This is a genomic window from Sphingomonas sp. MS122 (assembly GCF_049532975.1).
Lineage (GTDB): Bacteria > Pseudomonadota > Alphaproteobacteria > Sphingomonadales > Sphingomonadaceae > Sphingomonas.
In genome coordinates this window covers 2,566,744-2,588,832 of sequence record NZ_CP186695.1, presented here as the reverse complement: position 1 = coordinate 2,588,832, position 22,089 = coordinate 2,566,744, and the positions used below count along the sequence as shown (strand labels likewise).

Genomic DNA, 22,089 nt, shown 5'->3' with positions numbered 1-22,089 from the left:
CTTACCAGCTCGACTTGGTGACGCCGGGGATCAGGCCCTTGTTGGCCAGATCACGCAGCATGACGCGCGCGAGACGGAACTTGCGGTAGTAGCCGCGCGGACGACCGGTCAGCTCGCACCGGTTGCGGATGCGGGTCGGGTTCCCGTTGCGCGGGATCTCGGCCATCTTGAGGCGAGCGATCAGGCGCTCGGTCTCGTCGAGCGACGTGTCCGCCGCAATCGCCTTCAGCTTCGCATAGCGGCCGGCATACTTCTTCACCAGCTTCTTGCGACGCTCGTTCTTGTTCACGGAACTCAGTTTCGCCATGACTTAAGTTCTCTTTCCCTTACGCGGCCTGCTTCGCTTCGCCGTCCGCATCGCGCGGGAACGGGAAGCCGAAGAGACGGAGAAGCTCGCGGGCCTCCTCGTCGGTCTTGGCGGTGGTGGTCACGATCACGTCCATGCCGCGCACCTTCTCGATGCGGTCATAGTTGATCTCGGGGAACACGATCTGTTCCTTGATGCCGCAGGCATAGTTGCCGCGGCCGTCGAACGACTTGTCGTTCAGCCCGCGGAAGTCGCGAACGCGCGGCAGCGCGATCGTGATGAAGCGGTCGAGGAACTCGTACATCCGCTCACGGCGCAGCGTCACCTTGCAGCCGATCGCCATGCCCTCGCGCAGCTTGAACTGCGCGATCGACTTCTTCGCCTTGGTGACGACCGGCTTCTGACCGGCGATCAGCTCCATTTCGGCGGCTGCGGACTCGACCTTCTTCTTGTCCTGGGTCGCTTCGCCGACGCCCATGTTGAGCACGATCTTCGAGATCTTCGGCACTTCCATGACGTTCTTGTAGCCGAACTTCTCGGTCATCGCCTTGGCGATGGTCTCGTCATAGAGCTTCCGCATGCGCGGCGTGTAGGTGTCAGCCATTGATGACCTCCCCGGTCTTGACGGCAACGCGCACCTTCTTGCCGTCACGCTCCTCGAAGCGGACGCGGGTCGCCTTGCCGTCCTTGGTCACGTGCGCGACCTTGGAGACGTGCAGCGGCGCCTCGGCGCGCTCCAGGCCACCCTGCGGGTTGGTCTGGGTCGGCTTGCGGTGACGCACCGCGATGTTGACGCCCGACACGACGACCTTGCCGTCCTTCGGAAGCGCCTTGGTGACCTCGCCGGTCTTGCCCTTGTCCTTGCCGGACAGGATAATGACCTGGTCACCCTTCTTGATCTTCGCAGCAGCCATCACAGCACCTCGGGGGCGAGCGAAATGATCTTCATGAAGCCCTTCGAGCGCAGCTCGCGGACCACCGGGCCAAAGATACGGGTGCCGATCGGCTCCTCGTTCTTGTTGACCAGGACGGCGGCATTGCCGTCGAAGCGGATCACCGAGCCGTCGGCCCGGCGGACGTCCTTGGCGGTGCGGACGATGACGGCGCGATGCACGTCACCCTTCTTCACCTTGCCGCGGGGCTGCGCTTCCTTGATGCTGACGACGATGACGTCGCCCACGCCGGCGAAGCGACGCTTCGACCCGCCCAGCACCTTGATGCACTGCACCCGCTTCGCGCCGCTGTTGTCGGCGACGTCGAGATTGGACTGCATCTGGATCATCGATCCGGTTCCTTCTCTCTTGGCCTACCGGGACGTTCCGCCCGGGGGTTCCAGTTAAACTCTCGAGCCCTTGCGGACTTAAGCGATGTCGGCCTTGGCGGGCGTCGCGTGGGTGTCCACCCGCTCGATCACCTTCCAGGTCTTGAGCTTGCTGATCGGCGCAGTCTCTTCGATGCGCACGGTCTCGCCAGCCTTGTACTCGTTGCCCTCGTCATGGGCGTGATACTTCTTCGAGCGGCGGATGATCTTGCCGTAGAGCGGGTGCTTGACCTTGCGCTCCACGTTCACGACCACCGTCTTGTCGCCCTTGTCGGACACGATCTGCCCGGTCAGCACGCGCTTCGGCATGTTCGTTGTCCTCTTACTTCGCAGCCGAGCGCGAACGCTCGCTCTGCAACGTCTTGATGCGGGCGATGTCCTTGCGGACCTCCTTGACGCGGCTCGGCTTCTCGAGCTGGCTGGTCGCGGCCTGGAAGCGGAGGTTGAACGCCTCGCGCTTCAGGTTGCCCAGCTCCTCGGTGAGCTGATCGTCGGTCTTCGCCCGAAGGTCGGTAGCCTTGGTCATTTCCCTCAACCCTCCAGGTGCGACGTGTCGCCGAGACGCGCCACGACCTTGGTCTTGATCGGCAGCTTCATCGCCGCACGCTCGAACGCTTCCGCCGCGAGCGGGCCGGGCACGCCGTCCAGCTCGAACAGGATGCGGCCGGGCTTGACGCGGGCGGCCCAATATTCAGGGGCGCCCTTGCCCGAGCCCATGCGGACTTCGGCCGGCTTGCTCGACACGGGCAGGTCCGGGAACACGCGGATCCACAGACGCCCCTGACGCTTGATGTGACGCGTGATCGCGCGGCGGGCCGCCTCGATCTGGCGCGCGGTGATCCGCTCGGGCTCCATCGCCTTGAGGCCGTACGAGCCGAAGTTCAGCGTCGCGCCGCCCTTGGCCTCGCCCTTGATGCGGCCCTTGAAGGCCTTGCGGAACTTGGTGCGCTTCGGTTGCAGCATTGTCCTTAACCCTTAGCGACGGTCGTCGCGCGCCGGGCGCACGCCCGACGTCTGCGATTCCATGTTCAGGCGATCGGTCGCCATCGGATCATGGCCGAGGATCTCGCCCTTGAAGATCCAGACCTTGACGCCGCACACGCCATAGGCCGTGTGGGCCTCGGCCTCGGCATGGTCGATGTTCGCGCGCAGCGTGTGCAGCGGCACCCGGCCCTCGCGATACCATTCCGAACGTGCGATCTCGGCGCCACCCAGACGGCCGCCGCAGTTGATGCGGATGCCCTCGGCGCCCAGACGCATCGCCGACTGCACGGCGCGCTTCATGGCGCGGCGGAAGGCGATGCGGCGTTCCAGCTGGTCAGCAATGCCCTGGGCGACGAGCTTGGCATCGACCTCAGGCTTGCGGATTTCGACGATATTCAGCGACACATCGGACGACGTCATCGAGCCGAGCGTCTTGCGCAGCTTCTCGATGTCCGAGCCCTTCTTGCCGATGATCACGCCGGGACGCGCGGCATAGATGCTCACGCGGCACAGCTTCGCCGGACGCTCGATCACCACCTTCGAGATCGCCGCCTGCGGCAGCGTCTTGAGGATGTACTGGCGGATCTTGAGATCCTCGAGCAGCAGGCGGCCATAGTCCTGGCCTTCGGCGAACCAGCGGCTGTCCCAGGTGCGGTTGATCTGCAGGCGCAGACCGATCGGGTTGCTCTTGTGACCCATTATGCTTCTTCCTGCACTTCGCGCACCACGATGCGCAGACGGCTGAACGGCTTCAGGATGCGCGTCGACTTGCCGCGGCCACGGGTGTGGAACCGCTTCATGGTGATCGACTTGCCGACCGACGCCTCCGCGACGACGAGCGCGTCGACGTCGAGATTGTGGTTGTTCTCGGCATTGGCGATGGCCGAGGCCAGCACCTTGCGCGCGTCAACCGCCATCGCCTTCTTCGAGAAGGCGAGGATGTTCATCGCGTCGCCGGCACGCTTGCCGCGGATCAGCCCCGCGACCAGGTTCAGCTTCTGCGCCGAACCACGGATCTGCGTGCCGACCGACAGCGCCTCATTGTCGCTCACGCGACGGGGAGCCTTGGGCTTCGACATCTTAGCGCTTACCCTTCTTGTCGGCCGCGTGGCCCGGGAAGTACCGGGTCGGCGCGAACTCGCCGAGCTTCATGCCGACCATGTCCTCGTTCACCGACACCGGCACGAACTTGCGGCCGTTGTAGACGTTGAAGGTCAGGCCGACGAACTGCGGCAGGATGGTCGAGCGACGCGACCAGGTCTTGATCGGACCGCCACGGCCCGAATTCTCCTGCGCCGTCTCGGCCTTCTTCAGGAGATGCAGGTCCACGAACGGACCCTTCCAAACGGAGCGAGCCATCGGTTAGCCCTTCTTCTTCGCGTGGCGGCTACGGATGATGAACTTGTCCGTCGCCTTGTTGTGACGGGTGCGCGCACCCTTGGTCGGCTTGCCCCACGGGGTGACCGGATGACGGCCGCCCGAGGTCCGGCCCTCACCACCGCCATGCGGGTGGTCGACCGGGTTCTTGGCGACGCCGCGGGTCAGCGGGCGAATGCCCTTCCAGCGGTTGCGGCCGGCCTTGGCGAGGTTGGTGTTGCCGTTGTCGGGGTTCGACACAGCGCCAACGGTGCACATGCACTCGCCGCGGACGTAGCGCTGCTCGCCCGAGTTCAGGCGCACGATCACCATGCCGCGGTCACGGCCGACGACCTGCACATAGGTGCCCGCCGAACGCGCGATCTGGCCGCCCTTGCCGGGCTTCAGCTCGACATTGTGGACGATCGTCCCGACCGGCGCCTGGCCGATCTCCATCGCGTTGCCCGGCTTCACGTCGGTCTTCTTGCCCGCGATCACCTTGTCGCCGGCCTGCAGCCGCTGCGGCGCGATGATATAGGCCAGGCGATCCTTGCCATTCTCGTCCGCGCCATAATTCACCAGCGCGATGAAGGCGGTGCGGTTGGGATCATATTCGATCCGCTCCACATTGCCCTCGACGTCCCACAGGCGGCGCTTGAAATCGACGATGCGATAGCGCTGCTTGTGGCCGCCCGCGATGCCGCGCGAGGTCACATGGCCCTTGTTGTTGCGGCCACCGGTCTTGCGCTTGCCCTCGGTCAGCGCCTTGACGGGGCCGCCCTTGTGCAGACCCGAACGGTCCACCAGGATCAGGCCGCGCCGCGCCGGCGAGGTCGGGTTGTAGTTCTTGAGCGCCATGGTCAGTTGACCCCCTGCGTCACGTCGATCGAGTCACCGTCCTTGAGGGTGACGATCGCCTTCTTGATGTCGCTGCGCGTGTAGGGCTTGCCCTTCCAGCGCTTCGTCTTGCCCTTCTGGACGATGGTGTTCACCGCGGTGACACCGACGCCGAAGATCGCCTCGACCGCCGCCTTGATCTGCGGCTTGGTCGCGTCGTTGGCGACCTTGAAGACGACCGCGTTCGCCTCGGAGACGAGCGTCGACTTCTCGGTGATGTGCGGCGCGACGATCACGTCATAGTGACGCACGTCGATCTGCTCCTGCTTCTTAGCCATTGAAGCGCGCCTCCAGCTTCTCGACGGCAGCGCGGGTCAGGACCAGCGTGTCGTGCTTCAGGATGTCGTAGACGTTGGCGCCCACCGCCGGCAGGACGTTGACGCCCGCCAGGTTGCGCGCCGCGAGGAAGCCGTTGCCGGCCTCGGCGTCGATCACCAGCGCGGTCTTGCCGACCTTCAGACCAGCGAACTGGCCCTTGAGCGCCGCGGTCTTGCTCGCCTCGAACCCGTCGAGGACGATCAGCGAACCCGCCTTGGCATGGCTCGAGAGCGCCATCTTGAGGCCGAGCGCGCGGACCTTCTTGTTCAGCGAGATGTTGAAATCGCGCTTGCGGGCGCCGTGCGCCTTGCCGCCGCCGATGAACACCGGAGCCGCACGATCGCCGTGACGAGCGGTACCGCCGCCCTTCTGACGACCGAACTTCTTGCCGGTGCGGGCAACGTCCGAACGCTCGCGCGTCGGGCGGGCCGTCTCGCGACGGTTCCACAGCTGCCAGGTGACGACGCGGTGCAGGATGTCGGCGCGCGGCTCCACGCCGAACACGGCGTCGTTGAGTTCGATGTCGCCCGATGCCTTGGCGTCGAGGGTTTGAACCTTGACCTTCACGTTCAGCCCTCCTGGCCTTCGGTCGCCTGCGCCGAGCTATCGACCACTTCGGTCGGAGCCTCCGCGGGGGCGGTGTCATTGGTGTTGGCAGCAGCCTTGAGGCCGGCCGGGAACGGCGCGTCCTTGTGGCGCGCGATCTTCACCGAGTCCTTGACGAGCAGCCAGCCGCCCTTCGAGCCGGGGACCGAGCCCTTGACGAAGATCAGGCCGCGCTCGACGTCGGTGCCGACGATCTCGAGGTTCTGCTGGGTGCGGTTCTTGTCGCCCATGTGGCCGGCCATCTTCTTGTTCTTGAAGACGCGGCCCGGATCCTGACGGTTACCCGTCGAACCCAGCGAGCGGTGCGAGATCGAGACGCCGTGGGTCGCGCGCAGACCGCCGAAACCCCAGCGCTTCATGCCGCCCGCAAAGCCCTTGCCCTGCGTACGGCCCTGGATGTCGACGAACTGGCCCGCGACATAATGGTCGGCCGAAATCTCGGCGCCCACGTCGAGCAGACCGTCCGCATCCACACGGAACTCGGCCAGGATCGCCTTCGGCTCCACCTCGGCCTTGCCGAACTGGCCGCGCTGCGGCTTGGCGACGTTCTTCGCCTTGGCGCTGCCCGCGCCAAGCTGGACGGCGGTGTAGCCGTCCTTGTCCATTTCGCGACGAGCGACGACCTGCACGCCTTCGAGCGCCAGAACGGTGACCGGCACGTGGCGGCCGTCGTCCTGGAACAGGCGGGTCATCCCCATTTTCTTCGCGATCACGCCAGTGCGCATGATCCATTCACTCCATAACAGAGGCACCCCATGGACCATTCCACAGGGTGCGTGCCTTCAGCCCGAATATGCGATGCGAGCCCCCGTCCGGGCTGAATTCCATGCCTTGCGGCTAGGAAAGACGGGGGACGCAGACCCGGACCGAAGCCCGGCGGTATCCCTATGTCGTTTTGAGCTTCACGCTCTGGCTGGAACTTCGGATCGGGATCGATCCGGCCGGCCCTGCGCGATCCCGATGGAACCGCGAATCTCGTTGGGAAGCGGCGCCTTTACGTCAGCTTCACTTCCCTGTCCACCCCCTGAGACGCCTTTCCCTTTCGAGGGTGCGCCAAAAGGTGAAAGACCCCCGCTTTCGCGGGGGCTTCGGCAAGCTCGCTTAAGCGAGCTTGATCTCAACGTCGACGCCGGCGGCGAGGTCGAGCTTCATCAGCGCGTCGACCGTCTGCGGGGTCGGCTGCACGATGTCGAGCATGCGCTTGTAGGTGCGCACTTCGAACTGCTCGCGCGACTTCTTGTCGATATGGGGGCCACGGTTGACCGTGAACTTCTCGATCTTCGTCGGAAGCGGGATCGGGCCACGGATGAGAGCGCCGGTGCGGCGCGCGGTGTCGGCGATGTCGCCGGTCGCCTGGTCGAGCACGCGGTGATCGAACGCCTTGAGGCGAATGCGGATGTTGTTGTCCATGTCCCTACCGATGTGAAAGAGCGGGGCAACTCTTCAATCGTCATCCCGGCGAAAGCTGGGATCTCATGCCACAAGCGACCGCCGGTGGAGAGAGACCCCAGCTTTCGCTGGGGTGACGGCTAAAGGCCGCCTCTTGCTGGTTCAAACTAAACTGGAGGGGCGCCCATACAGAGGCCCTCATAAAAAAGCAACCGCCCGGCCCCGATTTTTCGGGGCCGGGCGGCGCTTGCTTTTCAGCTTACTTGTCGATGCCGCTGACGACGCCGGCGCCGACGGTGCGGCCGCCCTCGCGGATCGTGAAGCGCTGGCCGACGTCCATGGCGATCGGCGCGATGAGCTTGACGCCCAGCGCGACGTTGTCGCCCGGCATGACCATCTCGGTGCCCGAGGGCAGCTCGATCGTGCCGGTCACGTCGGTCGTGCGGAAGTAGAACTGCGGACGATAGTTCGCGAAGAACGGCGTGTGACGGCCACCCTCGTCCTTCGACAGGACGTACACTTCCGACTTGAACTCGGTGTGCGGGGTGATCGAGCCCGGCTTCGCGAGCACCTGGCCGCGCTCCACCTCTTCACGGCCGACGCCACGGATCAGCGCGCCGATGTTGTCGCCGGCCTGGCCCTGGTCGAGCAGCTTGCGGAACATCTCGACGCCGGTGACGGTGGTCTTGCGGACCTCCGGCTGGATGCCGACGATCTCGACTTCGTCACCGACCTTGACGATACCGGTCTCGACGCGGCCGGTCACCACGGTGCCGCGGCCCGAGATCGAGAACACGTCCTCGATCGGCATCATGAACGGCTTGTCGAGCGGACGATCCGGCTGCGGGATCGACTCGTCGACCGCGGCCATCAGCGCCAGGATCGCCTGCTTGCCGATCTCCTCGTCACGGCTCTCCAGCGCGGCGAGCGCCGAGCCACGGATGATCGGAATGTTGTCGCCGTCGAAGTCGCGCTTCGAGAGCTCCTCGCGGACCTCCATCTCGACGAGCTCGAGGATCTCCTCGTCGTCGACCTGGTCGACCTTGTTGAGGAACACGACCATGGTCGGCACGCCGACCTGCTTGGCGAGCAGGATGTGCTCCTTGGTCTGCGGCATCGGGCCGTCGCTGGCCGACACCACCAGGATCGCGCCGTCCATCTGCGCGGCGCCGGTGATCATGTTCTTCACATAGTCGGCGTGGCCCGGGCAGTCGACGTGCGCATAGTGGCGGTTCTTGGTCTCGTACTCGACGTGCGCGGTCGAGATGGTGATGCCGCGCTCGCGCTCTTCCGGCGCCTTGTCGATGTTCTCGAAGTCGACCTTCTCCGACAGGCCCTCTTCAGCGAGGACCTTGGTGATCGCCGCGGTCAGCGAGGTCTTGCCATGGTCGACGTGACCGATGGTGCCGATGTTGAGGTGCGGCTTGTTCCGCTCGAATTTTGCCTTCGCCATTGTTTCCTACCTTCTGAGTCTATCTTCCCGGACCGCCATGGGACTCACGAGAACGCGGCCCCATAGCGGTTCATTTCCAATTACGCCAGCTTCGCCTTCACCTCTTCGGCGACGTTCGCGGGAACCTCGTCGTAGTGGCTGAACTGCATCGTGTACTGCGCGCGGCCCTGGGTGAACGAGCGGAGCTGGTTCACATAGCCGAACATGTTGGCCAGCGGGACCAGCGCCTTCACCGCCTGCGCGTTGCCGCGGCTGTCGGTGCCCTGGATCTGGCCGCGGCGGCTGTTCATGTCGCCGATCACGTCGCCGAGATAATCCTCGGGCGTCACGACCTCGACGTTCATGATCGGCTCGAGCAGCTTGATGCCGGCCTTCTGCGCCGCTTCGCGCATCGCGCCGCGGGCACAGATTTCGAACGCCAGCGCCGACGAGTCGACGTCGTGGTACGCACCGTCCGTCAGATGGACCTCGAAGTCGATGATCGGGAAACCGATCAGCGAGCCGGTCTCGGCGGTCTCGCGGAAGCCCTTCTCCACCGACGGGATGTACTCGCGCGGGATGTTGCCGCCCTTGATCTCGTCGAAGAACTGGAAGCCGCTGCCCCGCTCGCCAGGCACCACCGTCACCTTGACGCGGCCGAACTGGCCCGAGCCGCCCGACTGCTTCTTGTGCGTGTAGTCGATGTCGACCTTCTTCGCGAGATACTCGCGATACGCCACCTGCGGCGCACCGACATTCGCCTCGACCTTGAACTCGCGCTTCATGCGATCGACCAGGATCTCGAGATGGAGCTCGCCCATCCCCTTGATGATGGTCTGGCCCGACTCATGGTCGGTCGAAACGCGGAACGAGGGGTCCTCGGCGGCCAGGCGGTTGAGCGCGATGCCCATCTTTTCCTGGTCGGCCTTGGTCTTCGGCTCCACCGACAGCTCGATCACCGGCTCGGGGAACTCCATCCGCTCGAGGATGATCGGCGCATTGGTGTCGCACAGCGTGTCGCCGGTCGTGGTCTCCTTGAGGCCTGCGATGGCGACGATGTCGCCGGCATAGGCCGTGTCGATGTCCTCGCGGTTGTTCGCGTGCATCAGCAGCATGCGGCCGATCTTTTCCTTCTTGTCCTTCACCGAGTTCAGGACCTGGCCCTTCTCGAGCTTGCCCGAGTAGATGCGCGCGAAGGTGAGCGTGCCCACGAACGGGTCGTTCATGATCTTGAACGCCAGCGCCGAGAACGGCGCCGTGTCGGACGACGGGCGGCTGTCCTCGGTCTCGCCGTCCAGCTTGACGCCCTTGATCGCCGGCACGTCGAGCGGGCTCGGCAGATAGTCCACCACCGCGTCGAGCAGCGGCTGGACGCCCTTGTTCTTGAACGCCGAGCCGCACAGCACCGGCACGAACGCCATGTTGAGCGTGCCCTTGCGGATCAGCTTCTTCAGGTCGGCGACGCTCGGCTCATTGCCTTCGAGATACGCCTCCATGAGGTCGTCGTCCTGCTCGACGGCCATCTCGATCAGATCGTTGCGATACTTGGCCGCCTTCTCGGCCATGTCCGCGGGGATGTCCTGATATTCGAACTTCGCGCCCAGCGACTCCTCGAGCCAGATGATCGCGCGGTTCTCGACCAGATCGACCAGGCCCTTGAACCCGCCCTCGATGCCGATCGGGAGATACAGCACGGCCGGGCGCGCGCCGAGGCGATCGACGATCGAATTCACGCAGAAGTAGAAATCCGCGCCGGTACGGTCGAGCTTGTTGACGAAGCACATGCGCGGCACGCCGTACTTGTCGGCCTGGCGCCACACCGTCTCCGACTGCGGCTCCACGCCGGCGACGCCGTCGAAACACGCGACCGCGCCGTCGAGCACGCGCAGCGAACGCTCGACCTCGATGGTGAAGTCGACGTGGCCCGGGGTATCGATGATGTTGATGCGGTGCTCTTCGCCCTGACCTTCCTGCGCCTTCCAGAAACAGGTGGTCGCAGCCGAGGTGATCGTGATCCCGCGCTCCTGCTCCTGCTCCATCCAGTCCATCGTCGCGGTGCCCTCATGGACCTCGCCGATCTTGTAGGACTTGCCGGTGTAGTAGAGGATGCGCTCGGTCGTCGTCGTCTTGCCGGCGTCGATGTGCGCCATGATGCCGATGTTGCGATAGCGCTCGAGCGGATGGCTGCGGGCCATTGTCAGGGTTCCTTGGCGATGTGGGGAGCCGGACGATCCGGCTTCCCAGGATATAGGTAAGAAAATTACCAGCGCCAGACCGCCGGCACCGGCCGGCGGTCCGACATTTTTTACCAGCGATAGTGGCTGAACGCGCGGTTCGCTTCCGCCATGCGGTGCGTGTCTTCGCGCTTCTTCACCGCGTTGCCGCGGTTGTTCGAAGCGTCGAGCAGCTCGCCCGACAGGCGCGCCGACATGGTGTTCTCGCTGCGGTTGCGGGCCGAGGCGATCAGCCAGCGGATCGCGAGCGCCTGGGCGCGCTCGGGGCGCACTTCGACCGGGACCTGGTAGGTGGCGCCGCCGACGCGGCGGCTGCGGACCTCGATGCCCGGCTTGATGTTGTTCAGCGCCTCGTGGAAGACCCCGATCGGGTCCTTCTTGGCGCGCTGCTCGACGGTGTCGAGCGCCGAATAGACGATGCCTTCCGCGACGGACTTCTTGCCGTCCAGCATCACGCTGTTCATGAACTTGGAGAGGACGATATCACCGAACTTGGGGTCCGGCAGGATTTCCCGCTTCTCGGGACGACGACGACGAGCCATCTCAAACTTCCTTCTTGATCTTCAGCTGGTCCGGAACACGTCCGGGGCTTACTCTGGCTGAAATTACTTCGGACGCTTCGCGCCGTACTTCGAACGGCTCTGCTTGCGGTCCTTGACGCCCTGGGTGTCGAGCACGCCGCGCAGCACGTGATAGCGCACGCCCGGAAGGTCGCGCACACGGCCGCCGCGGATCAGGACCACCGAGTGCTCCTGCAGGTTGTGCCCCTCGCCGGGGATGTACGAAATGACCTCGCGCTGGTTGGTCAGGCGAACCTTGGCCACCTTGCGAAGCGCCGAGTTCGGCTTCTTCGGGGTCGTGGTGTAGACACGGGTGCAGACGCCGCGCTTCTGCGGGTTCTGCTCCATCGCAGGGACCTTGCTCTTGGCCTTCTGCAAAACGCGGCCCTTGCGGACCAGCTGGTTGATCGTCGGCATGAAGCCCTTCACCTTTTAAGTTACCGGTTGCCCGGCGGTTACTGTGCGGGAGCCCTGGTAGTGCAATACAAAAGGGCCTGGCGGGCGAACCCCCCGGCCCCAAGTCTCCGACACCGTTCAGCTCTTGCGCCGCCCGGAACGCCGAAAAGCCGATAGAATCGACTCCCCGCCCCGGTGCGGAACGCGCGGCCTATACGCGCGCGGCCCGTGGCGGTCAATGCCGCGCCTCAGCGCCGCGCCGCCGACAGTTGGCCACGCTCCGGAACGCGCCAGAGATGAACCACCGCGCTGCCGACGCGGCGAGTCTCGTCCGGCCGCCAGTCGCCCATGTCGAAGGCGTGGCTGACGATCCGCGTCCCGGGCTCGAGCTGCGCGAGCAGGCGCGGACGCAGCCGCAGATTGACCTCGGGCAGCAGGAACATGGTCACCACGTCCGCTTCGCCAAGATCGGTCTCGAACAAGTCCGCGGTCTCGAACCGCACCCGGTCCGCCACTCCGGCACGTTCGGCGTTGGCCCGCGCCTTGGCGACCATCACCGGATCGATATCGATCCCGAGCCCGCGCGCGCCGCGGTCGCGCGCGGCGGCAATGAGGATTCGCCCGTCGCCGGTGCCGAGGTCGATGACATGGTCGCCGGGACCGACCTGCGCCATGTCCAGCATCTGCGCAACCACCGCCGGCCGCGTGCCGAGATAGGGCACGTCGAGCTTGGGCCCGCCGGTGAACAGGGTCGCGGCCGAGCAACTCGCCATGGTCGGCGACATGCATCGCCCGCCGAGCGCGATCAGTGCGAGCACGACCACAGCCGCGAGCGCGCCGGCGATGCGGATGCGCGCGGCCGGCGAGAGCATCGCCAGCATGCCGCGGCGCCTCGCCTGTTCCTGCCCGTCACCTCCCGCCATCCCATCTCCTTCGCCGATCGCTTAACGCGATTTTCAGGGCGCTGCGCCAAGTCCGGGCCATGCCGTCCGCGATCCTCCGCAGCCGAATGCCTGCGCCCGCCTTCTGGCTCGCTGCGGCAATGGCGGCGGCGCTCGCGCCCTTTCTCGAGCCCTTCGCAGGCTGGCTCGATCCGATGCGCACCGTCAAGCTGCTCCCGGTGGCGGCCGCCGCAGCATTGGCGATTGCCTTCTATCGGCTACTCGGCGCGCTCGATGCGAACCGGCGCCGACAGCGCGCGGCGGCGTGGCTGGCCCTCCCCTTGATGGCATGCCACGCGCTGCTGCTGGGCGGCACGAATGCCCTCCAGGCTGCCGCGTGCGTGACGGCGGTCGCAATGGCGATCGAGCGGCGTCACGCCGTCATGTTCGCCTGGTGGGGAATCGCCATTGCCTTCGCGGTACAGGCGCTGCTGCTCGCTCCGTTCTTCCTCGCGCTCGCGATCCGGCGCCGCATCTCCGCCCTGTGGCTCGCCCTGCCCGTCGCATTGCTGGCGGTGCGGCTCTCCGGCGCCCTGCCGGATCTCGCGGCGGATACCAGCTCGAGCGCCCCCAACATCTGGTCGCTCGCCGCCGCCCTGGCGCCCGAACATGCGCCGGCGCTGCTCGGGATCGCACTCGCCGCGGGGCTGGGTGCCGCCGCCGCTTATATCGCGCGCATGCAGAGCATCGTCACCGACCGGGCCGCGCTTGCCGGGATGGCTGCGCTCGCCACGCTCCTGGCCGCCGGACTGCTGCCGCAGATGGGCGCGCAGGATTTCCTGCTCCCGGGAATCCTGACGCTCGCGCTCGCAGTCGCGCGCGGCACGCGCAACGCCTTCACCCTCGCCGCACTCGTCCAGCTGGGCACGATCGCGGCCGCCTTCGGATTCGGACTCGAGCTGACCGCAGCCGGCACGCTGTGCATGATCGCCGCCACCTGGATCGCCGCGCAGCCGCTGATTGCCCCTCACGCGAACGATAATCGCGACGGATCGCACGCGATCCCCCTACCGCACGGGCTGCGCGGCACCCTGTCCTTTGATATGGTATCGAGACCGGCGGTCTGGCCTCGGGGGGAGTGAGCTTTATGTTCGGTAACAAGGTGCGCGACGAACGTCCGATCATGCCCGTGGCGAACGGCAACCCCGGCGGCGCGCGGCGCGGCATGTTCTCCGTGATCGGCGCGGACGTGACCATCGCCGGCAACGTCAACGCCAGCGCCGAACTTCATATCGAGGGCCGGATCGAGGGCGATGTCGACTGTGCCGGCCTGATCCAGGGCGCCGAGAGCCACATCGTCGGCGGCGTCACCGCGGAAACCGCGCGCATCGCCGGCGCGATCGAGGGCACGGTCCGCGTCCGCCAGCTCACCGTCGAGCGCAGTGCGCGCATCACCGGCGACGTCGAATATGAGAACATCACGATCGAGAATGGGGGCCATATCGACGGCCGCATGCGGCGGATCGGCGCGAGCACGGTCACCGCGACGCCGCTGATCACGGCCAGCGCCGCGCGCCCCCCGCTCGCCACCACGGTCGAGATCGTCGAGGCGGACCAGAGCGCCGCCTGACGCGCGTCAGGCGGGAATCCGCTCGCCGCCGTCGATCACTCGAGGGATGTCTAGCTGCTGCAGCCGCTCGCCGAGGATCAGCGCTTGGGCGGATCAGCTCTTGCGCCCGAACACCGGCCGCGGCGCCGCGCTCTCGGGCACTTCGAACGACGCCTCGCCGGCCGCCTTCTTTTCCAGATAGCGGGCGATCACGGCATCGGGATCGAAATCGCTCGGTGGGGCTTCCTCTGCGGCAGCCGCCGCTCTCGCGCCCTTGGGCTTCGGCGCGGTCCCACTCGCCAGCCGCGCCAGTTTGATCAGGATCGGAATGGTGAACAGCAGCCCGAGCGCGCCCAGCCCAACGATCGTCGGCATCAGCTCGCGCGACGCGAACCCGCCCATCGCCTGATTGACTCGATAGAAATGGATCGCCAGCCCGCCGAACCACACGACCGGCACGAGCCCCGCAACCAAACCCCACAGCGTCTTCGCCGACATGCCGCCGCTCCCGCAATTCGCGCGGAAGCATGACGAGATTTCACCAAGAAAGGCTGAACGCAGCGGCAAGGACGCCTGAGCCGGCAGCAGCCAACCGGCTCAGGCGAGGCGTCACATCGAACTGACGTGCTTCAAATGGGTCTCGACCACTTTCGACGTGTCGGTCGCGAAGGTCTTGAGCGCGGGCACGTCGCCATTCGCCGCATAGCCTTGCAGCGCGGCTAGCGCCTTCTGGTGCGCCGCCACCTGCTGCTGCTTGTAGAGCGCGTCGAACTCAGCACCGTTCGCCGCGCGCAACGCTTCGAGGTTGGCGCTCTGTTCGGCGTTCATCGCCGGATTGGGCGTGATCGCGGGCTCGGCCTTGCTCGCCGCTTCCTTGAGCTTGGCGGTCGAGCTGGTGTGATCCTTGATCATCATCGCGGCGAATTCCTTCACCGCGTCGCTCGTGCCCTTGTCGCGTGCGAGCTTCGAGGATTCGATCTCGAACATGTCGCTCGCGGCGGCGGTATCGGCGAACTGCTGGCCGGTCATCGGTGCCGGGGCCTCGCCCATCGCCATGTTGCCGGACTCGTTGGCCATCGTCGTCTCGCCTTCGTTGACGATGGTTGTATCGGCAGCGCTGTTGTTGGCGGCATTGGGTCCGCCGCAGGCGCCGAGCGCCAGCGCGGATAGCGAAACTAACATAAGTTTATGTTTCATCGGGATTTTCCTCCTGCAGGCCCGGCGCGAACGCCCGGCCTGCAGCGAGGTTCCCAACGCCCGCAATCAGATGTGCAGCACGCGCCCGTAAGCCGAGAGCACCGCCTCGTGCATCGTCTCGCTGATCGTCGGGTGCGGGAACACCGTCTCGATCAGTTCGGCCTCGGTGGTCTCCAGCGTCTTGCCGATGGTGTAGCCCTGGATCATCTCGGTCACCTCGGCGCCGATCATGTGCGCGCCGAGCAGCTCGCCGGTCTTGGCGTCGAACACCGTCTTCACAAAGCCTTCGGGCTCGCCCAGCGCAATCGCCTTGCCGTTGCCGATGAAGGGGAAGTTGCCGACCTTCACTTCGTAACCGGCTTCCTTGGCCTTGGCCTCGGTCAGGCCGACGCTGGCGATCTGCGGGTGGCAGTAAGTGCAGCCCGGGATGTTGCGCGGGTCCATCGCGTGCGGATGCTTGCCGGCGATCGCCTCGGCGGCGATCACGCCCTCGTGGCTCGCCTTGTGCGCCAGCCACGGCGGCGCGGTGATGTCGCCGATCGCGTAGAGGCCGTCGATATTGGTCTTGCACGCGCCGTCGGTCTTGAGGAAGCCGCGGTCGTCGACGTCGACGCCCAGCTCCTTGAGCCCGATGTCGGCGGTGTTGGGGACGATGCCGATCGCGACGATGACGTGGCTGAATTCGCCGTTCACCGCCTTGCCGTCCTTGCCGGTGATCGTCGCCTTCACGCCATTGGCGTCGGCGGCGATCTTGTCGACCTTGGCGCCGGTCATGATCGTCATGCCCTGCTTCTTGAGCGCCTTTTCGAGATGCGCGGAGATGTCGGCGTCCTCGACCGGCACGATCCGGTCGAGCATCTCGACCACCGTCACCTCGGCGCCCATGTCGTTGTAGAAGCTCGCGAACTCGATCCCGATCGCGCCCGATCCGATGACCAGCAGCTTCTTCGGCATCTCCTTGGGCGTCATCGCGTGGCGATAGGTCCACACCTTGTTGCCATCGGCCGGCAGGCCCGGCAGGTCGCGCGCGCGCGCGCCGGTCGCGAGGATGATGTTCCTGGCGGTCAGCTCGGTGGTCTTGCCGTCCTCGGCGGTGACCGTCAGCTTGCGAATCTTGTCGTTCTTTTGGCCGGTCAGCTTGCCGGTACCCATGTGCACCGCGATCTTGTTCTTCTTCATCAGGTGCGTGACGCCCTGGTTGAGCTGCTTGGCGACGCCGCGCGAGCGCTTGACCACGGCATCGAGGTCCGCGCTGATCTTCTCCGCGGCGAGACCATAATCCTTGGCGTGCTGCATGAAGTGGAAGATCTCGGCCGAGCGCAGCAGCGCCTTGGTCGGAATGCAGCCCCAGTTCAAACAGATGCCGCCCAGCAGCTCGCGCTCGACGATCGCGGTCTTGAGGCCAAGCTGGCTCGCGCGGATCGCCGCGACATAGCCGCCGGGACCCGAGCCGAGCACGATCACGTCATAGGATTCGGCCATTCGCTAGTTCCTTCTCATGGTTCTATCGCCGCGCGCGCAACGGCCCAGGACAAGCCCGATACCGCCGCCGCCAGCGCCAATAGGATGATGACGGACAGCTGCTCGCGCAGTGCCCGCGTGCGGCCGTGCCGCCGCCGCAACGCCGCGATCAGGCCCAGCGCCGCCAGCGGCAGCGCGCCGATCGCGCCGGCGATGGGAAAGCGCAGCCAGTCGCTGCCCGGCAGCAGCCCGCCGGCAAACCCGTTCTCGACGGTCAGGAACACGACGGCCGCCCACGCGCCGAGGATCACGCCCGCAGCCAGGCCCGCGCGCAGCCGCCTGCCCGGACGGTTGGTCCTGGCGATCAACACCGCGAGCGGCGACGCGGCAGCGGCGATCTTGACCGCCGTCGCTCCCAACTCGCCAGCTCCCAGCGCGCCGCCACCGACCGTCCAGAACGACACCAGGCCCCAGATCAGGAGATAGGCGGCGCAGGCGGCCGCCCAGACCTTGGCGCACCCGTCCATCCCGTAGCCGTTCATGCGCGTGGCGAGATACAGCCACACGCCGCCGCCCAACGCGAGCGCCAGATAGGTCGCCGCAGGGGTCTGCATCGCAGCCAACGCGCCACCCCCGATCAGGGCCGCGGGGAACATGACGGCAAGCGCGAGCGCGCTGACCAGCACCGCCCCGCCCAGCGCGGCGCCGAGCGCCCGCCAGCTCCGCTGGCCCGGGACCGGCTTGCGGACGATCCGCACCAGCTGCGCCGCGACGGCGAAGCTGCCGGCCGCGAGCATCAGGATGAACGCGCTCCCCGCCGCTGCCGCGGTGGCGCGCGGGAGTGCGGGGTCGAACAGTGCGATCACGTTGCGCGATCCGGCCACATCGCCCTGATCTACCGCACACGCCGGGAGCGCAGGACGTCGAAATTGAGGATGAGCCAGAACAGCGCCGCCACCGGCCCGACCACCAGGCCGAAGCGGATATATTCCCCCGCGGTGTCGGGAACGAGCTGCATGGCGATGAGATAGGCAGCGAGCGCGCCGACCCCAGTGCCCAGCACCAGCAGCAGCACCGCGGTCACGACCGCAGGCAGCGCCAGCCGCCGCAGCAGGACGTAGAAGGGCCATGCCACGATCAGCCCGGCAAGGATGATCGCGAACAGCACGCCGACGCTCTTCCAGTCGGTCGCCCCGCCCTCGCTCTCGAGCATCCAGTAGACCGCGAGGTTCGCCAGATACGCGCCGACGAACGCCGGCAGCAGGAACCGCCGCACGAACGCCGCGATCCACCTCACGCCTCACCGTCCACCGGGCGTGGCTTGCGGTCCTCGCCCACGGCGACAAAGGTGAACACCGCCTGGGTGACGAGCTCGTGCTCCTCGCCATGCCGTCCCCGCCGCCACGCCTCGACGTCGATCTGCATCGAGCTGCGGCCGACCTTGATCAGCTTGGCATAGACCGACACCTCGTCGCCGACGAACACCGGCGCGTGGAACTGCATCCCGTCCATCGCCACGGTCACCGCGCGGCCCCGCGCGCGGCGCGCCGCGACCAGCCCCGCCGCCATGTCCATCAGCCCGACCAGCCAACCGCCGAAGATATCGCCATAGGCGTTGGCGTCCGCGGGCATGGTGCTCACGCGGATCGTCGGCTCGGTCGTGGGAGGTGCGCGGTCAGGCATCGCGCGTGTCCTTGCCTGCCCGGTCCGCCGTCATCGCGCGCCGCATCGGCCCGACCCCCATCAGGATGACGCACAGGATCGCCACCCCCGTCACCAGCCACACATCGTGCTCGGCGAGCGGATAGGCCCAGCTCGCCACCGCGCCGATCAGCAGCGCGACCGCGATGCCGGCGGCGATGTGGAGAGCCTCGACCAGGACGCGCATCGCGGCCCTCCCGGCCTCAGGCCAGCAGGCCGAACGGCGACTCGACGAGCGCCTTGAACACCTTCATCAGCTCGGCGCCGTCGGCCCCGTCGACCGCGCGGTGATCGAAGCTGCCGGTCGCCGACATAACCGTCGCCACGCCCAGCGCGTCGTCGACGATGTAGGGCCGCTTCTCGCCCGCGCCGACCGCCAGGATCATCGCCTGGGGCGGGTTGATCACCGCGTCGAACTGCTTGATCCCGAACATGCCCATGTTCGAGATGCTGGCGGTGCCGCCCTGATATTCCTCGGGCTTGAGCTTGCCTTCCTTGGCGCGCTCGGCGAGCTCCTTCATCTGGGTCGAGATCGACGCCAGGCCGATATTCGCCGCGTCGCGGATGATCGGCGTGATCAGCCCGGTCGGGGTCGACACCGCGACCGAGATGTCGGTGCGGCTGTACTTGATCAGCTTGTCGCCCGCATAGGTGACGTTGCACTTCGGCACCTGCATCAGCGCGACGGCCAGCGCCTTGATCAGCATGTCGTTGACCGACAGCTTGACCCCGCGCCCTTCGAGGCTCTTGTTGAGCTGGCCGCGCAGCTTGAGCAGCGCGTCGAGCTGCACGTCGACGGTCAGGTAGATGTGCGGGATCGTCTGCTTCGCCTCGGTCAGGCGGCGCGCGATCGTCTTGCGGATGTTGCTGAGCTTCTCTTCCTCGTGCGGGATGCTCTCGTCGTACCACACCGCGGCAGGCGCCGCCGCCGGAGCCGGGGCGGCCGCCGCCGCTGCGGGCGCTTCCGCCGCCTTGGGGGCGGGCGCCGCACCGGGCCTGGCGCCCTCGACGTCCGCCTTGACGATGCGGCCGCCGGGGCCGGAGCCCTGCACCGCCGACAACTCGACGCCCTTCTCCGCCGCGATCCGGCGTGCCAGCGGGCTCGCCTTCACCCGGTCGCCGCTCGCCGCCGGAGCGGGTGCGGGGGCCGGCTTAGCGGCCTCGGCCGGCGCGGGCGCGGGCGCGGCAGCCTTGGGCGCCTCCTTCGGCGCCTCGGCCTTGGGCGCTTCCACCTTCGGCGCCTCGACCGCCGAGGCGTCCTCCCCCTCGCCCGCCAGGATCGCGATCGCGGTGCCGACCTTCACCCCGTCGGTGCCCTCGGCCACCAGGATCCTGGCGACCGTGCCTTCATCGACCGCTTCGAACTCCATCGTCGCCTTGTCGGTCTCGATCTCGGCCATCAGGTCGCCGGCCTTGACCGTGTCGCCCTCCTTCACCAGCCATTTGGCGAGGGTGCCCTCCTCCATCGTCGGGGAAAGGGCAGGCATCTTGATCTCGATCGACATGGGGGAGGAGGATCCTGTCGCAGGCTGTTGGTTTCGCGCCCTCCCTTGCGCGATGCACGGCGCGGGTCAAGGGTGCCGCGCCCGTAAGGGCCCCACTCCGGTCTTGCGCGGCGCGGCTTCCCGCGTCACCACCATGGAAAACGGGAGGGGATGGTTTCATGCGTACCTATCTTGTTGTGATCGACGAGAGCCCGGAGGCGCAGATCGCGCTCCGTTTCGCGGCCCGCCGCGCGGTCAAGACCGGCGGGGGCGTGGAGATTCTCGTCCTGATTCCCCGCCCCGATTTCGTCCAGTGGGGCGGCGTCATGGCGACGATCGAGGAAGAGGCACGCCAGCGGGCCGAGGCGCTGGTCGCGGGCGCCGCGGGCACGCTGATCCAGGAATCGGGGCTCAAGCCGACCATCACCGTGCGCGAGGGCGACGGCCCCAAGATCATCCGCGAGCTGATCGCCGCCAACGCCGAGATCGCCGCGCTCGTACTCGGCGCCGCGACCGGCGGCAAGCCCGGCGCGCTGGTCACCCACTTCACCGGCGGCGACATGGCCGCATTGCCGATCCCGCTGATGATCATTCCGGGAAGCCTCGACCGCGAAGCGATCGACCGGCTAAGCTGACCCCATGCGCTATGTCCCGATCCTCGCGCTGCTCGCCGCAGCCCCCGCCGCCGCCCAGGATTCGCCGAGCCCCGAACGGCTCAAGGCCGATGTCGAGAAGCTGGTGAGCTTCGGCACCCGCCATACCCTCTCCTCCGCCACCGACCCCGTCCGCGGCATCGGCGCCGCGCGCAAATGGGTGGCGGGCGAGCTCAACCGCATCGGCGAGGCGTGCAAGTGCATCGAGGTCGCCAACATCGCACGCACCTTCACCGGCCCGCGCGCGCCGAACGGGGTCGAGGTGGTCAACGTGCTCGGCTTCCAGGCGGGCACGGATCCCAAGCGAGTCGTCATCGTCCAGGGACACATCGATTCCCGTGTCAGCGACGTCATGAACTTCACCGCCGACGCGCCCGGCGCGAACGACGACGCCTCGGGCGTCGCGCTGGTGATCGAGGCGGCGCGCATCCTCTCCAAGGAAAAGCACCGGGCGACGATCATCTACGCCGCGCTTTCGGGCGAGGAGCAGGGCCTGATGGGCGGCACGCTGCTCGCCGAGACCGCCAAGGAGCGCGGCTGGACGGTGATCGCGGTGCTCAACAACGACATCGTCGGCAACACGATGGGCCAGAACGGGGTGCGCGTCGCCGATCGCGTGCGAGTCTTCTCCGAAGGCATCCGCGCCTCCGAGACGCTCGAGGAGCAGCTCAGGCGCCGCGGCGACGGCGGCGAGGACGACGGTCCCAGCCGCGCGCTCGCCAAGGCGATCGACAAGGTCGCGGACGGCATGCGCAAGGCGTCGCCCGGCGCGCTCGACGCCTTCATCGTGCGCCGCCCCGACCGTTTCGGCCGCGGCGGCGACCACGAGCCGTTCCTGCGCCTCGGCTATCCCGCGGTACGCTTCTCGGTCGGCGCCGAGAATTACGACCAGCAGCACCAGGACCTGCGCACCGAGAATGGCCGCGTCTATGGCGACACGGTCGACAAGATGGATTTCCCCTATCTCGCCAAGGTGACGGCGCTCAACGTCGCGACGCTGCGCCGCCTCGCCAATGCGCCCGACGCGCCGTCAGGCGTGGTGCTCGACGGCGCGGTCTCGACCGACGTCAAGGTCAAGTGGAACCCGGTGCCGGGCGCCAAGGGCTATCGCGTCTATTGGCGCCGCAACGACACGCAGGACTGGAGCGACGTGCGCGGCGTCGCCGGCCGCACCGAGACGGTGCTCAAGGACGTGATCGTCGACGACCATTTCGTCGGCGTCTCGGCGGTCGCCGAGGACGGCAGCGAGAGCATCGTCACCTTCGGCACCCGCCCGCCGCGCTGAGGCCTATCAATCCTCCCC

The 22,089-nt window shown here is 67.0% G+C and carries 32 protein-coding genes; 4 read left to right on the top strand and 28 right to left on the bottom strand.

Annotation, left to right across the window (positions count from 1 at the left end; genetic code table 11):
• Position 1: 1 nt before the first annotated feature.
• The 20 genes from rpsN to ACO227_RS12440 all read right to left on the bottom strand — a co-directional run bounded on the left by rpsN (position 2) and on the right by ACO227_RS12440 (position 12,723).
• Positions 2-307 (bottom strand): 30S ribosomal protein S14, encoded by a 306-nt coding sequence (gene rpsN / locus ACO227_RS12535; protein ID WP_423602163.1) that lies wholly within the window; start codon positions 305-307, stop codon positions 2-4.
• 19 nt (positions 308-326) lie between these two features.
• Entirely contained in the window at positions 327-911 is a 585-nt protein-coding gene (gene rplE / locus ACO227_RS12530; protein WP_423602162.1) for a 50S ribosomal protein L5, read from the bottom strand.
• On the bottom strand, positions 904-1,221 hold the full coding sequence (gene rplX, locus ACO227_RS12525) for a 50S ribosomal protein L24 (RefSeq protein ID WP_423602161.1): 318 nt from the start codon (positions 1,219-1,221) through the stop codon (positions 904-906). The genes rplE and rplX overlap by 8 nt, the downstream gene beginning before the upstream one ends.
• Positions 1,221-1,589, bottom strand: coding sequence for a 50S ribosomal protein L14 (rplN, locus tag ACO227_RS12520; protein ID WP_066574426.1), 369 nt, complete (start codon positions 1,587-1,589; stop codon positions 1,221-1,223). Before rplN ends, rplX begins: the two co-directional genes overlap by 1 nt.
• A 78-nt stretch (positions 1,590-1,667) precedes the next feature.
• Positions 1,668-1,937 (bottom strand): 30S ribosomal protein S17, encoded by a 270-nt coding sequence (gene rpsQ / locus ACO227_RS12515; RefSeq protein ID WP_423602160.1) that lies wholly within the window; start codon positions 1,935-1,937, stop codon positions 1,668-1,670.
• A 13-nt stretch (positions 1,938-1,950) separates the two neighbouring features.
• Entirely contained in the window at positions 1,951-2,154 is a 204-nt protein-coding gene (gene rpmC, locus ACO227_RS12510; RefSeq protein WP_343521375.1) for a 50S ribosomal protein L29, read from the bottom strand.
• Positions 2,155-2,159: 5 nt separating this feature from the next.
• Positions 2,160-2,591 (bottom strand): 50S ribosomal protein L16, encoded by a 432-nt coding sequence (gene rplP / locus ACO227_RS12505; protein WP_265119410.1) that lies wholly within the window; start codon positions 2,589-2,591, stop codon positions 2,160-2,162.
• A 12-nt stretch (positions 2,592-2,603) separates the two neighbouring features.
• On the bottom strand, positions 2,604-3,311 hold the full coding sequence (rpsC, locus tag ACO227_RS12500; protein ID WP_423602159.1) for a 30S ribosomal protein S3: 708 nt from the start codon (positions 3,309-3,311) through the stop codon (positions 2,604-2,606).
• The gene (gene rplV, locus ACO227_RS12495) at positions 3,311-3,691 is read right to left on the bottom strand and encodes a 50S ribosomal protein L22 (protein ID WP_265119408.1); all 381 of its coding nucleotides are present in this window, start codon (positions 3,689-3,691) and stop codon (positions 3,311-3,313) included. The genes rpsC and rplV overlap by 1 nt, the downstream gene beginning before the upstream one ends.
• A 1-nt stretch (position 3,692) precedes the next feature.
• Positions 3,693-3,971, bottom strand: coding sequence for a 30S ribosomal protein S19 (gene rpsS, locus ACO227_RS12490; protein WP_265119407.1), 279 nt, complete (start codon positions 3,969-3,971; stop codon positions 3,693-3,695).
• A gap of 3 nt (positions 3,972-3,974) precedes the next feature.
• Complete coding sequence (rplB, locus tag ACO227_RS12485; protein WP_423602158.1) at positions 3,975-4,826, bottom strand: 50S ribosomal protein L2; 852 nt, start codon at positions 4,824-4,826, stop codon at positions 3,975-3,977.
• Positions 4,827-4,828: 2 nt separating this feature from the next.
• On the bottom strand, positions 4,829-5,143 hold the full coding sequence (locus ACO227_RS12480) for a 50S ribosomal protein L23 (RefSeq protein WP_265119405.1): 315 nt from the start codon (positions 5,141-5,143) through the stop codon (positions 4,829-4,831).
• Positions 5,136-5,750 carry a 50S ribosomal protein L4 gene (rplD, locus tag ACO227_RS12475; RefSeq protein WP_423602157.1) on the bottom strand — a complete coding sequence of 205 codons (615 nt, stop codon included), beginning with the start codon at positions 5,748-5,750 and terminating at the stop codon, positions 5,136-5,138. The genes ACO227_RS12480 and rplD overlap by 8 nt, the downstream gene beginning before the upstream one ends.
• Before the next feature lie 2 nt (positions 5,751-5,752).
• A complete protein-coding gene (rplC, locus tag ACO227_RS12470; RefSeq protein ID WP_423602156.1) occupies positions 5,753-6,514 on the bottom strand; it encodes a 50S ribosomal protein L3 in 762 nt (253 codons plus the stop codon).
• Positions 6,515-6,890: 376 nt separating this feature from the next.
• Positions 6,891-7,199 carry a 30S ribosomal protein S10 gene (rpsJ, locus tag ACO227_RS12465; protein ID WP_066574470.1) on the bottom strand — a complete coding sequence of 103 codons (309 nt, stop codon included), beginning with the start codon at positions 7,197-7,199 and terminating at the stop codon, positions 6,891-6,893.
• Between the two features lie 238 nt (positions 7,200-7,437).
• Positions 7,438-8,631, bottom strand: coding sequence for an elongation factor Tu (gene tuf, locus ACO227_RS12460; protein WP_423602155.1), 1,194 nt, complete (start codon positions 8,629-8,631; stop codon positions 7,438-7,440).
• Positions 8,632-8,711: 80 nt separating this feature from the next.
• Complete coding sequence (gene fusA / locus ACO227_RS12455; protein ID WP_423602154.1) at positions 8,712-10,805, bottom strand: elongation factor G; 2,094 nt, start codon at positions 10,803-10,805, stop codon at positions 8,712-8,714.
• A gap of 110 nt (positions 10,806-10,915) precedes the next feature.
• Entirely contained in the window at positions 10,916-11,386 is a 471-nt protein-coding gene (rpsG, locus tag ACO227_RS12450; protein WP_423602153.1) for a 30S ribosomal protein S7, read from the bottom strand.
• Between the two features lie 63 nt (positions 11,387-11,449).
• A complete protein-coding gene (gene rpsL, locus ACO227_RS12445; RefSeq protein ID WP_119511496.1) occupies positions 11,450-11,821 on the bottom strand; it encodes a 30S ribosomal protein S12 in 372 nt (123 codons plus the stop codon).
• Between the two features lie 227 nt (positions 11,822-12,048).
• Entirely contained in the window at positions 12,049-12,723 is a 675-nt protein-coding gene (locus ACO227_RS12440) for an SAM-dependent methyltransferase (protein ID WP_423602152.1), read from the bottom strand.
• 59 nt (positions 12,724-12,782) lie between these two features.
• Here ACO227_RS12440 and ACO227_RS12435 point away from each other — a divergent pair, with 59 nt between their 5' ends.
• Positions 12,783-13,823: a hypothetical protein gene (locus ACO227_RS12435; protein WP_423602151.1), complete on the top strand. Its 1,041-nt coding sequence runs from the start codon at positions 12,783-12,785 to the stop codon at positions 13,821-13,823.
• Between the two features lie 5 nt (positions 13,824-13,828).
• On the top strand, positions 13,829-14,311 hold the full coding sequence (locus ACO227_RS12430) for a bactofilin family protein (RefSeq protein ID WP_423602150.1): 483 nt from the start codon (positions 13,829-13,831) through the stop codon (positions 14,309-14,311).
• Between the two features lie 93 nt (positions 14,312-14,404).
• Here ACO227_RS12430 and ACO227_RS12425 read toward each other — a convergent pair whose 3' ends face one another.
• The 8 genes from ACO227_RS12425 to ACO227_RS12390 all read right to left on the bottom strand — a co-directional run bounded on the left by ACO227_RS12425 (position 14,405) and on the right by ACO227_RS12390 (position 20,154).
• The gene (locus ACO227_RS12425; RefSeq protein WP_423602149.1) at positions 14,405-14,788 is read right to left on the bottom strand and encodes a hypothetical protein; all 384 of its coding nucleotides are present in this window, start codon (positions 14,786-14,788) and stop codon (positions 14,405-14,407) included.
• A gap of 111 nt (positions 14,789-14,899) precedes the next feature.
• Positions 14,900-15,472, bottom strand: a complete 573-nt coding sequence (locus tag ACO227_RS12420) for a DUF4142 domain-containing protein (protein WP_423602148.1) — start codon at positions 15,470-15,472, stop codon at positions 14,900-14,902.
• Between the two features lie 81 nt (positions 15,473-15,553).
• Positions 15,554-16,969 (bottom strand): dihydrolipoyl dehydrogenase, encoded by a 1,416-nt coding sequence (gene lpdA, locus ACO227_RS12415; protein ID WP_423602147.1) that lies wholly within the window; start codon positions 16,967-16,969, stop codon positions 15,554-15,556.
• A 14-nt stretch (positions 16,970-16,983) separates the two neighbouring features.
• Positions 16,984-17,832 carry a hypothetical protein gene (locus ACO227_RS12410; RefSeq protein WP_423602146.1) on the bottom strand — a complete coding sequence of 283 codons (849 nt, stop codon included), beginning with the start codon at positions 17,830-17,832 and terminating at the stop codon, positions 16,984-16,986.
• 11 nt (positions 17,833-17,843) lie between these two features.
• Positions 17,844-18,245, bottom strand: coding sequence for a hypothetical protein (locus tag ACO227_RS12405; protein ID WP_423602145.1), 402 nt, complete (start codon positions 18,243-18,245; stop codon positions 17,844-17,846).
• Positions 18,242-18,631 carry an acyl-CoA thioesterase gene (locus ACO227_RS12400; RefSeq protein ID WP_423602144.1) on the bottom strand — a complete coding sequence of 130 codons (390 nt, stop codon included), beginning with the start codon at positions 18,629-18,631 and terminating at the stop codon, positions 18,242-18,244. The genes ACO227_RS12405 and ACO227_RS12400 overlap by 4 nt, the downstream gene beginning before the upstream one ends.
• Positions 18,624-18,836: a hypothetical protein gene (locus ACO227_RS12395; RefSeq protein WP_423602143.1), complete on the bottom strand. Its 213-nt coding sequence runs from the start codon at positions 18,834-18,836 to the stop codon at positions 18,624-18,626. Before ACO227_RS12395 ends, ACO227_RS12400 begins: the two co-directional genes overlap by 8 nt.
• 16 nt (positions 18,837-18,852) lie before the next feature.
• Complete coding sequence (locus ACO227_RS12390; RefSeq protein ID WP_423602142.1) at positions 18,853-20,154, bottom strand: pyruvate dehydrogenase complex dihydrolipoamide acetyltransferase; 1,302 nt, start codon at positions 20,152-20,154, stop codon at positions 18,853-18,855.
• Positions 20,155-20,312: 158 nt separating this feature from the next.
• Between ACO227_RS12390 and ACO227_RS12385 the strand changes: the two genes are divergently transcribed.
• Both ACO227_RS12385 and ACO227_RS12380 read left to right on the top strand, forming a co-directional pair.
• The gene (locus ACO227_RS12385) at positions 20,313-20,768 is read left to right on the top strand and encodes a universal stress protein (RefSeq protein ID WP_423602141.1); all 456 of its coding nucleotides are present in this window, start codon (positions 20,313-20,315) and stop codon (positions 20,766-20,768) included.
• A 4-nt stretch (positions 20,769-20,772) separates the two neighbouring features.
• The gene (locus ACO227_RS12380; RefSeq protein ID WP_423602140.1) at positions 20,773-22,071 is read left to right on the top strand and encodes a M20/M25/M40 family metallo-hydrolase; all 1,299 of its coding nucleotides are present in this window, start codon (positions 20,773-20,775) and stop codon (positions 22,069-22,071) included.
• Positions 22,072-22,089 lie beyond the last annotated feature (18 nt).